We start from the raw sequence: 10,368 nt of genomic DNA, 5'->3' as shown, positions 1-10,368 counted from the left end.
CGCCTGCTGCCCATGGATGAGGGGCACCAAGCCTTCAGAGCACAGCCCCAGTGACGACCGCTAACCATCACCCCCCCCCCCTTTGGTATGCGGGCCACAACCTGCTGTCGGCAGTCGCCTTACCTAGTTTGCGGCGGTCATCCTCGCCAGAATTACCGGCGAGCCTTCGCGTTCTTCCTTCCATATGGCTGGATCGGCTTCCCGCCGTACCTGACTGGGCGCACCAATGGAAAGATCCTGACGGCAACATTTGTTTGCAGCTTGCCTACCCAGCAACGGGCAATGCGCCGACACCTTCGTGGCATCGGTTGCGTGCCCCTAGGGTCTGTGATTTTGTGATTGAAGTTGCCCCCGGTACGGCCACCATCCGCACCGAATACGACACTGAGATCGCGGCAGAAACGCTGGAACACCTACTCATCGACCAAGTGCTGCCACGTGTTCTTTCGGAGATGGGTGCGTTGGTGACGCATGCCAGTTGCTGCAAGATAGCTGACCACTGCGCCTTGTTTATCGGTGATAGCGGTTGGGGCAAATCCACACTGGTCAGTTTGTTGCAAGACTGCGGTCACCTGCCACTATCAGATGATTGTGTTCGGCTGGACAACATCGCAGAGCGGGTGCTGGCAACATCCACCTATCCCAGCTTGCGGCTATTCACTGATAGCATCGAACACGTCGGTATCGTCTCTTCGGCACTGACCTCGGTGGCGGCCTATACCGGCAAGCGCCGGATCAGCATGCCAGATCAGCATCCCCCCGAAGCCGTAGCAGTCCGTGCAATCTATCTGCTTAACAACCCGCAGCAACCGGCATCCACCATCCGTATCACCCCAGTGTCACCAGCACACGCCTGCATGGCCCTGGTTGGACAGGGCTTTCGGCTGGACCTTACCGCCCGTCATCGCAACATTAGCTTCCTGCAACAAGCGGCCGAGGTCGCACGCAAGGTGCCAGCGTTCACTCTCAGCTATCCCCGCGAGTACACGCAAACAAACACCCTGATTGCTCAGCTGCTGCAACACCTCGAAACCTTGTAGACCGCAGCAGATGCCGGTAACCGGCTAACACCCCCAGCGTACCTTGTCGCTATTGTGTTGTAGCCAGTGCTCCAGTAGCAGCAACTCGGTCAGCCCACAGACTGCAGCAATGTCACCCGCACGCCAGCGTGCTGCCATCGCCAGCACTCGCTCTTTATCAATATAGGTCTGCACTTTGGCGTTGCCTGCCGCCAGATCCAGCTCAAACCGATCCAATACCGGTTGCAGCACAACACGGTCAAAATTCGCACCGATATGGTGCTTGTCCGCCCGCCACGCCACCGCATGCGGAAGATAGCGGTTCATTGCTTTACGCATGATCCACTTGGTGCGGCCGTTTTTCATGCGCAAGTGCTGAGGGATCCACGCACAAAAATCCATCAATGCACGATCAGCGAAGGGGTGCATCATTTGGATGCCCTGCTCGCGGGCGCGCTCATTCACCCGTCGGAACGCATCCAACACAATCGGATTGTCCATGCTGGAGCGCTGCGGCCGCGCTTCAGCTTTCTTCTGGTGGCTAGCAAGCATGGATTCCAACTGTCCGCACCGATCAGGAATGTAAAAATCATCAATGGCGTTACGGTTCAAGAAACTGTTTTCAATTTCCTCCATCTGCAATTGCGCTGCACACCGGCGCCGAGCGAGTGTCCGTAACACAGAGGGTGCAAGCGCGCTTAGCAGTCCATACCCCAAATGGAAGGACGCTGCAGGCGTGAACCCTCCCAGTTGTCTTCGCTTGCGCGCGTTGCGCTGCAATTCTCGTGATCTTCCGCTGACGATCCAATCACGTCCCCCTCCCAATGAGAACAATGAATCCCCATCCACACCATCAAACAAGGTCTGCACCCCGGTCAAACCTGAACGTGAAAAAGCAAGTGCCATGAACGCAAATCGCCCGCTCATGAATCGTCGCATACCCACCAATAGTGCACGCGCCTCAGCAGCATCCCGTTCACATGAATGGCAATCGGTCAAATGTGGACGTGCAGCGCAAGCTCGAAGTGTGCGCGTGATTGCCAAAGTCTCCTGACAGCTTGGAACACTACTGTCAATCAGCGAGAAGGCATCCACCTCACCACTTTGCAGTAACGACGAGGACACCCCCAATACCGACGCTGAGTCCAGCCCTCCGCTGAACAAAACACCACGGCTTGTCGTCACGGAAAGGCGCTTGGCAATTGCACGCTCAAAGTGTAGTGAAAACGCCTCCACCCACGCCTTTTCCGGTGCATTGGGCGATGGGACATCCAGCGCATGCTCCCCTGGCACCCAATAACGCCGTACATCCAAGTGATCGAAACTTGCCAGCAGTCGATGCCCCGCTTGCAGCAATTGCGTCTGTGGCACCAAAGGCTGCACATTCTCCAGAACTTCCAGTGGATTGACCAATTGCTCAAACAATCTGGACACTGGTACGCGTTGATCCATGCCAAGCATGCGCGCTAAATCTTTTGGACCAGATGCGAAACCGATGTATTGGCCCGATGCGTAAGCAAAGTACAAGGGACGTATCCCCATGGGATCGGTAGCCGCCAACACGCGCTTACGTCGCACATCGACAACCACGAAGGCGAAGTCTCCATCTAGGTGAGAAGCACAATCGTCCCCCCAATGCAGATAGGCCTGCGCGACTGCATTCGCGGCCGTTACGTTTCCTTGCCCCTCCAAAACCGGAGCAAGCAGCACGGCATCCGCGACTACGATCAGCCCGGCTTGATGATCCACATAGACACCAGCATCGTGTGGTTCACTTCGATCATTGCCAGCATGCAGGATCACTCCAGACTCCGGCAACTCTAACCACACCCCAGCATCTGCTGCCACAGCCGCCTTGATTGCAGCGATACGGCTAGCAATGCCGCAGGCCTCCAGTTGGATGTACCCAATAATCGACCGCATGACCCTGACCTCAGGTCACGCGCAGAAGGTTGACAATCATCGCATTTTTTGCATAGTCTAGCGTCATACTACAATTGACCTTGATCCTTGCATTGCCCGCAATCCAACTGCACACGGATCGCTGTATTCCACAAATCCACGAGAGGGCTTACACAATGCAAACATCGCATTCATTCAATCGCCAGAGTTGCACGCTTGGTCTGCTTCTTGTTTGCACATTTTCTGCTAGCCCATCCCAAGCGCAAAGTCTACGTGATTTCCATCAAAATTCTGCGGGCAACTGTCATGCCGCCAACTCCGTGGCTGAGACCTACATGGATAGAGCAGAATCCGGGTACTTGAACACAAACACTAATAATCGCAGAAGGTCACAGGACGTACTGGTGATTTGTAACCCGGTGACAGACTCCATTTCCTTGCCCCAACCTAGCAACAAACCAAAGCAAACCGTTGCGGAACTGCAATTCTTTGCACATAACACCCTCACAACGCGTGACGCAACACTGACCTGCACACTCACTGCAGGCTATCTCGATTCTCCTGACATCATTATCGAGACGCAATCGGCCGTTCTCCCAACCAACGGAGATCTAAGGACTTTACTCTGGAACGACCACGGCAATTACACCAATTTTTACCCAGCTCCTTTGTCTGTCGTTTGTAATGTACCTGCTGGCGTCGAACTGACAGACAATGTCGTATTGTATTTGCTGCCATAGACCATAGACATGAAATCAGTTCCACTGGTTACGGTAGTGCTGTGCTTATTAACCGTAGGCAATCTTTACGCAACTTTCAAACTCTCTACCAAACTAGAAAATATTGAGAGTCGCGCAGCAAGTCCAGCTGCAACTACAGTGATGCCTCCTACTTCCCCCAAACTATCACCAGCCACAGTTCAACCCGTCATTTCCCCCTTGGCGGATTCTTATGATAGGAGTTTTGCTTTACGCCAAGCATCACAGCGGCTAATCAACCAGCGATTGAACCAGGCGAATGGATCCGCTTACGATCAAGCCAGAAGCATGGATAGCCTGCTGAATATAGAACCTAAAAATCCCGCACTGGAAACCAAAAACCTGGAATGGATGCAGACAGCATTGCAGTCAATGCAAGCAGATACCAGTATTCCAACCGCCAAGAATGTACAGACCGTATGCCAAGGCAGACGCTGCTTGGTTTCTGCTGAGTTCGGAAGTTTGCAAGTAGCACGAAATTGGGCTTCTCGTTATCTGCTTGCGGGCAATGGGCAGAACCTGAGTCGTGCCAGACCCATCGTCACACCAACCTTGGATGGTGGCACTCAGCTTAAGCTATACTTATTCTGAATCCCTCTCCTGCTCATTGCCTCCGGAGTTCCCATGGAAAAGCAGACCCAAACCAAGAATATTGAAAAATCCTCTTACAGCAGTCCGACGCTTAATTATTTCGGGGCTGTCACCCACCTCACCGCCGGCGGCAGCCAAAGTGTGAAAGAGTCGCCCGTTGCTCAACGGGGCACGCGCCAAGATTGACTGTTTCAAATGGATATATGCATCAAAATCATCTGCATGCGGCATCGAAACTGATGTCTCAGTGCTATGTTGCCGGGTGCCCGTTGTTGGTTGACGTCCGATTAATCACTCTGCAACCGCAGGATTCCACGCCATAGCCTGCTTAACATCAACGACACCCAGCGCCTATTCCCATACAAAGTACTTAACTGGGTAAGGCTGGGAAACAGCCGCATCCATACCCAGCGTAGCTTGGGTATGACCCCGGGCAGCGCCTTGAAATTCTGCCACTGCATGTACCGCCAATCTTGCAAGCGGCGTGCATCCAGTGGCTCTGTTGCTGCATTGCGTTGCAGCGTAGCGATAACCGAGGGGGGTAATTTCGTGCCAAACATGGTTGCTGCATCTTCGATCGAGCGCAAACACACACCACAGATGCGTTTGTGCGTGACCAGCGCCACGATGGCTGCCCATGCTTGTGCATCCATCCGCGCCATCAGCAGGTGGATATCAAACAGTAGCTTGAGCTGATCTGGCTCGGCGTTCTGGATGTTCAATGCACGATTGAGGCAGGCATGCACCAGTGCGTGTTCGACACCCAATGCGCGCATGTACGCAGCGTCGAAACCCAGCGGGATTGCGGCTTGCCAAAGGGTGTCGAAATCCAATAGTTCCGCATACAGTGGCGCATTGAGCAGGCGGCTGTGCATATCCAATTCGCCGCGCTTGCTGCCATTCACCTGCAAGATGCATTTGCGCTCGTAGCTGTACGCGCCGGCATCAGGCTCGGCCACGTAGTGCAGGGGTGCCAAGGCCGCAACAACGCGTCCTAACTCCTCTTTTGAAGCAAACAGCAGATCGATGTCGCTGGTTTCACGCAGATACGGGTCGGCGTATAGCCATAGGCCTAGCGCATTTCCTTTCAATAGCATGACCCGAACATCGGCCTGCCGCGCAGCATCTACAATTTGATGCAGCTGTTGCTCTTGCAGCATCGAGCGCACCAAGGCGGCACGGGTGTTCTTGCTCAATGCATCGCGCAACGCCTGTGGTTGGGCATCCCAATGCCCACACGTGCGCAGTTGCTTTTCCAGCAGCGCCTGCACGCCTTCCTCTTGGATGAGGTCCAACCATTGCGCGATGCTGGCATCGTCATCACCCAGCAGCAGTTGGCCGGTAACCAGGCTTGTTGCCAGTCGTTGCCGCAGCGTTGGCGTGGACACGGTGGTCAATGCATCACACCCGGTAATAGTCCCGATACCACGCCACAAAATTGGCCACGCCCTGCCCCACTGGCACCAGCGGGCGATAGCCCACATTGGCAATCAGGTCAGACACATCGGCCTCGGTATCGGGCACATCACCGGCCTGCAATGGCAACAACTCCATCGTTGCCTTCTTTCCAAGGCATTGCTCCAACACTTCGATATAACGCAGCAACTCCACCGGCTGCTCATTGCCGATGTTGTAGATGCGATACGGCGCCACACCGCTAGTCGCAGGGTCGGGGCTTGCGCTGTTCCAGTTCAGGTTTTTGCCCGGCACCTGATCCAGTGTGCGGATCACGCCTTCCACGATGTCATCCACATAGGTGAAGCTGCGCTTGTGCTTGCCGTGGTTGAACACGCGGATCGGCTGGCCATCCAGAATCGCTTTGGTAAACAGAAACAGCGCCATATCCGGGCGGCCCCATGGCCCGTACACGGTGAAAAACCGCAGGCCGGTAGTCGGGATACCGTACAGATGCGCGTAGCTATGCGCCATCTGCTCGTTGGCTTTCTTGGTGGCCGCGTACAGCGTCAGCGGATGCTCGGTAGCGTTGTGCTCTGAAAACGGCATATTGGTGTTGGCGCCATACACCGAGCTGGTGGAGGCATACACCAAGTGCTGCACACCGTGATGGCGGCAGCCTTCCAGAATATGCAAAAAGCCGGTGACGTTGCTTTGCACGTACACATGCGGGTTTTCCGCCGCGTAACGCACCCCCGCCTGCGCGGCAAGATTGATTACGCGATCAGGCTTATGCGTCGCAAACGTCTGTTCCACCGCTGCGCGGTCGGCCAGATCGGCCTGCACATGGATGTAATTTGGATGCCCGCTGAAGCGCGCCAGTCGCGCCTGCTTCAAGGTCACATCGTAGTAGTCGTTGAGATTGTCGATACCGATGACGGTATCGCCACGTGCCAGCAACACCTGCGCGACGTGCGAGCCGATAAAACCGGCGGTGCCGGTGACTAGAACCTTCATATTTGTATCCATCCGCACATTCTACGTGGGGGTGATCTGTGTGTTGCGGGTGTTTGCCAACTGCTGTGCCACCTCGCGGGCGGCGCTTTGCGGAGAAAACATGCGGGCAGCCAACGCGACCCCGGCTTGCCCCATCTGCGCGCGCATTGCGGCATCGTCAACCAAATGCAAAGCATGCGCATGCAGCAGTGCGGCGCTGTCCCCCGCGACCACCAGCCCCACCTGTTCGTGTTCCACCAGTCCCAGCAAGTCGTTGTTGGGGTTGACCCGCGCCAGTACCGGCAGGCCTGCATGCAAATACGTCAGCAACTTGCCGGGGATATTGTGGGTGTGATGCGCCGGATGCAGGGCCACAATCCCCACGTGGCAACGCGCCAGCAATGCCGGCAATACGGCAGGTTCCACTTCGTCCAACACCAATAGATTGGGCAGTGATTGCGCCACCAACTTCAACCGCTCGGTTTCGCTGCCGCGACCGACAAACACAAAGCCCACATCGCTGCGATCTTGCATCCGCTGGGCCAAGCTGACAAACGCATCCATATCCTGCGCTACACCCATATTGCCGGTATAGACAAAGTTGACGCGCCCCTCCAAGGCACCCAACGCAGGCGCGGGCAACGCTGTATTTGGAATGGGTGCGGATAACCAGTTATGCAGCACCGTGATGCGCGCATCGCCCAGCGTGTCCTTGGCCACCAGTGGCGCGTTTGAAGGCGTCTGCACGCCGATGATGTCGGCTTGTCGATATTGAAAACGCTCGACCGCTTTGAAGCATCGATACGCCAGCCCGCCCTTGCGCAGCACCCCCGCATCCACCGCCCAGTCGGGAAACAGGTCACGCACGATGAGGTAGGCCGGGCACCCATGTTTGCGCTTGATCGCCTTCACCAGGGGGCCCAGAAAAATGGTGGGTGAATACCACACCACACCCTCCCACTGCACATCACGCAATGCACTGCGGCGCAGCCCGCGCAGCAGCACCCATGGCAACACCAGCTCGGCCAAGGTGCGCCGCCAATACGGCACATCCTTGGTCCTGGCTGCGGGTACCCGCAACACCTGCACGCCATCGATCGTTTGCAAACCGGCTGCGCCATTGTGCGCGGGGGTCAACACCAATGGCTGGTGTCCCTGTGCCGCCAGTGCGTGGGCCATGTCGCGCATTTGCAGTGCGCCGGAAATCCGCGCCGGCGGGTAGGTATCTGCCACCAACAACAGCCGCATCAGTAACGCTTCCAGACCACCCGGTTCACATAATCCACATGGCTGTGAAGAATGCGCACCACCTTGTCGGACACATTGGGCATGCTGTAGTCGGCCACTTGCCGCAGCAGGCGGTCTGCGCCCATGGGCTGGGTTTCAAGGATGCTCAAGCACTGCATCACCCGTTCCACATGCATGCCGGTGAGCATGACGACGGCTTCTTCCATGCCCTCGGGGCGCTCATGCGCATCGCGCAGATTGAGTGCGCGGAAGTTCAACACCGATGCCTCTTCGTTGATCGTGCCGCTATCGGACAGCACCGCCCACGCATCGCGTTGCAGGCGCACGTAATCGCTGAAGCCCAATGGCTTGAGCAAGCTCACATGTGGGTGAAAGCGAACCCCCATTGCGTCGATGCGCTTGCGGGTGCGTGGATGCGTGGACACCACCACCGGCATGTCATAACGCGCCGCCACCGCATTGAGAATTTCCACCAATCCGGCAAAGTTGCGATCGGATTCGATATTTTCCTCGCGGTGCGCACTCACCACAAAGTAGCGCCCCGCCGTCAGGCCCAAACGCTGCAACGCATCGGAGCTCGCAATCGCAGGCGCGTAATGATTCAACACTTCAAACATCGGGCTGCCGGTCTTGATCACGCGATCCGGCGGCAATCCTTCGGCCAATAAATACTGCCGCGCGATATCGCTATAGGTCAGGTTGATATCGGCGGTGTGGTCCACAATCCGGCGGTTGATTTCTTCGGGCACGCGCATGTCGAAGCAGCGATTGCAGGCTTCCATGTGGAAGGTCGGAATCTTGCGGCGCTTGGCCGGGATCACCGCCAGGCAGCTATTGGTGTCGCCCAGCACCAGCACTGCATCTGGTTGAATAGCGGCCAGCGCCGCATCGGCGGCGATGATGACCTTGCCGATGGTTTCCGCGCCGGTGGCACCGGCCGCCTCCAAAAATACATCGGGTTTGCGGATGCCGAGATCGTCAAAAAAAATCCCGTTCAATTCGTAATCGTAATTCTGCCCGGTATGCACCAGCACATGCTCGCAATGGCGATCCAGCGCCGCCAATACCCGCGACAAGCGGATGATTTCCGGGCGGGTCCCCACAATCGTGGCAACTTTCAATTTGCGGGTGTTCATGCGTTAGCGTCCATCATCCACCATGGTGTGTTTCAAGGGCGTCCTGCACGGAACGGGCGCGAAACGGGTTACGAATGCGCAACCGCTCCTCGATCAGCAAACCGTCGTGCATGTCTTCGCTGTACAGCGTGTCCGTACCGGCCAGCAGTGCCGCTGCCACGATCATGGCATCGTAAACGGAAAGCCGATAACGCTCCGCCAATTGTCGGCCCAGGTCGTAGGTGATTTCGGTCAATGGTTCGACCCGGCACAGTGTCCGCACCAGTTGCAGCAAGGTGTCTACCTGCAGCCACGTCATGCCGTGCTTACGCACAGCGACGTTTGACACTTCGTTGAGCACCTGCACACTGATCGTGCCGCCGCTTGCCAGCAAAGCCTCTGCACGATTGGCTTTGGCCAAATCCTCCGAAACCAGGTACAACAGCACGTTGCTATCGAAGAATGGATCAGCGTCCATTGGCCTGTTCGCGATCGAATGCGTAACCCTTGGGTATCGCCCCGCGCAGCTTGCGTACTCGCGCGAACAGCTCATCGATGCTCGGCTTCTTGGCGACCGTCAAGGTACGAGGATCATCCGCACGAACCTCGATTTCATCGCCATCCACCAGTTGCAGGCGCTCCACCATCGCAGCAGGCAAACGCACAGCTAGGCTGTTGCCCCATTTCGCGACTTTCATGGTCAGCACCCCAAGATATACATTATTGAAACGTATATCTTGCAAGGATCGGCACCGAAGTCAAGCAAGCGTACTCGCCACCGTATCCGGCTTCTGTCTATCGAAGATTTCGTTGGCCCACAGCATCACCACCAACGTATCGTCGCCGATATTGGTGATGTCGTGCACCCAGCCGGGGATGGTGTCCACGACCAAGGGCGTATCGCCATCACTTTCGACGGCAAACATCTCGTCAGTGAGCAGGTGCCGGAAGCGGTAGCGCGCGCGCCCATTGATCACCAAAAACTTTTCGGTTTTGCTGTGATGGTAATGACCACCCCGGGTGATGCCGGGGTGCGCGGTGAAAAAAGAAAACTGCCCGCAATCCGGGGTTTTCAGCATCTCCACAAACACGCCACGCGCATCGCCATGTTTCGGCACGCCGTAGCTGAAGGCCTCGGGCGGCAGGAAGCTGACATAGGTGGCATACAGTGCGCGCACCAAGCCGGTGCCCACGCGCTCGCTGAGCAAGCTATTGCGCACCTCGTTGAACGCTTCAATTTGCCGCGCCAATTCGCCCACGGTGGTGGTGTACACCGGCCCGGCATCCCACTGCCGCACACCCTGCCCCGGTGCCTGCAAAAAGCGCACGACCTCGGCCACCACA

General features: G+C 56.7%; 10 protein-coding genes and 1 pseudogene. 3 read left to right on the top strand and 8 right to left on the bottom strand.

All coding sequences use genetic code 11. The features are described 5' to 3' along the window. Positions 1-335 precede the first annotated feature (335 nt). Positions 336-1,040 (top strand): hypothetical protein, encoded by a 705-nt coding sequence (locus QWB57_RS05875; protein WP_288968737.1) that lies wholly within the window; start codon positions 336-338, stop codon positions 1,038-1,040. Between the two features lie 24 nt (positions 1,041-1,064). On the opposite strand, the gene QWB57_RS05870 is transcribed toward QWB57_RS05875, so the two are convergent. Further along, on the bottom strand, positions 1,065-2,942 hold the full coding sequence (locus QWB57_RS05870) for an asparagine synthase-related protein (RefSeq protein WP_288968735.1): 1,878 nt from the start codon (positions 2,940-2,942) through the stop codon (positions 1,065-1,067). Positions 2,943-3,670: 728 nt separating this feature from the next. Here QWB57_RS05870 and QWB57_RS05865 point away from each other — a divergent pair. Together QWB57_RS05865 and QWB57_RS05860 are read left to right on the top strand one after the other, a co-directional pair. Beyond that, the gene (locus QWB57_RS05865; protein WP_288968734.1) at positions 3,671-4,270 is read left to right on the top strand and encodes a hypothetical protein; all 600 of its coding nucleotides are present in this window, start codon (positions 3,671-3,673) and stop codon (positions 4,268-4,270) included. 33 nt (positions 4,271-4,303) lie between these two features. Next, entirely contained in the window at positions 4,304-4,456 is a 153-nt protein-coding gene (locus QWB57_RS05860; RefSeq protein ID WP_288968732.1) for a hypothetical protein, read from the top strand. 101 nt (positions 4,457-4,557) lie between these two features. Here the strand turns inward: QWB57_RS05860 and QWB57_RS05855 are convergent, their stop codons facing one another. The 7 genes and pseudogenes from QWB57_RS05855 to QWB57_RS05825 form a co-directional block, all read right to left on the bottom strand. Then, positions 4,558-5,658, bottom strand: a complete 1,101-nt coding sequence (locus QWB57_RS05855; protein WP_288968739.1) for a nucleotidyltransferase family protein — start codon at positions 5,656-5,658, stop codon at positions 4,558-4,560. A gap of 13 nt (positions 5,659-5,671) precedes the next feature. After that, positions 5,672-6,682: an NAD-dependent epimerase gene (locus QWB57_RS05850; RefSeq protein ID WP_288968731.1), complete on the bottom strand. Its 1,011-nt coding sequence runs from the start codon at positions 6,680-6,682 to the stop codon at positions 5,672-5,674. Between the two features lie 21 nt (positions 6,683-6,703). Then, positions 6,704-7,909, bottom strand: a complete 1,206-nt coding sequence (locus tag QWB57_RS05845; protein ID WP_288968729.1) for a glycosyltransferase family 4 protein — start codon at positions 7,907-7,909, stop codon at positions 6,704-6,706. Beyond that, positions 7,909-9,045, bottom strand: coding sequence for a UDP-N-acetylglucosamine 2-epimerase (non-hydrolyzing) (gene wecB, locus QWB57_RS05840; protein WP_288968728.1), 1,137 nt, complete (start codon positions 9,043-9,045; stop codon positions 7,909-7,911). Before wecB ends, QWB57_RS05845 begins: the two co-directional genes overlap by 1 nt. Positions 9,046-9,058: 13 nt before the next feature. Next, a complete protein-coding gene (locus QWB57_RS05835; protein WP_288968727.1) occupies positions 9,059-9,502 on the bottom strand; it encodes a PIN domain-containing protein in 444 nt (147 codons plus the stop codon). Then, entirely contained in the window at positions 9,492-9,722 is a 231-nt protein-coding gene (locus tag QWB57_RS05830) for an AbrB/MazE/SpoVT family DNA-binding domain-containing protein (RefSeq protein ID WP_288968726.1), read from the bottom strand. The genes QWB57_RS05835 and QWB57_RS05830 overlap by 11 nt, the downstream gene beginning before the upstream one ends. Positions 9,723-9,782: 60 nt before the next feature. After that, positions 9,783-10,368, bottom strand: a pseudogene (locus tag QWB57_RS05825) (hypothetical protein); the annotation flags it as partial.

Source organism: uncultured Thermomonas sp. (assembly GCF_937872235.1).
Classification (GTDB): domain Bacteria; phylum Pseudomonadota; class Gammaproteobacteria; order Xanthomonadales; family Xanthomonadaceae; genus Thermomonas; species Thermomonas beijingensis.
This window is presented reverse-complemented; position numbering and strand designations above follow the sequence as displayed.

Coding starts and splice junctions, on each gene's coding strand:
- QWB57_RS05850 (WP_288968731.1), bottom strand. CDS start 6,682: ATGAAGGTTCTAGTCACCGGCACCGCCGGTTTTATCGGCTCGCACGTC.
- wecB (WP_288968728.1), bottom strand. CDS start 9,045: ATGAACACCCGCAAATTGAAAGTTGCCACGATTGTGGGGACCCGCCCG.
- QWB57_RS05870 (WP_288968735.1), bottom strand. CDS start 2,942: ATGCGGTCGATTATTGGGTACATCCAACTGGAGGCCTGCGGCATTGCT.
- QWB57_RS05845 (WP_288968729.1), bottom strand. CDS start 7,909: ATGCGGCTGTTGTTGGTGGCAGATACCTACCCGCCGGCGCGGATTTCC.
- QWB57_RS05835 (WP_288968727.1), bottom strand. CDS start 9,502: ATGGACGCTGATCCATTCTTCGATAGCAACGTGCTGTTGTACCTGGTT.
- QWB57_RS05860 (WP_288968732.1), top strand. CDS start 4,304: ATGGAAAAGCAGACCCAAACCAAGAATATTGAAAAATCCTCTTACAGC.
- QWB57_RS05865 (WP_288968734.1), top strand. CDS start 3,671: ATGAAATCAGTTCCACTGGTTACGGTAGTGCTGTGCTTATTAACCGTA.
- QWB57_RS05830 (WP_288968726.1), bottom strand. CDS start 9,722: ATGAAAGTCGCGAAATGGGGCAACAGCCTAGCTGTGCGTTTGCCTGCT.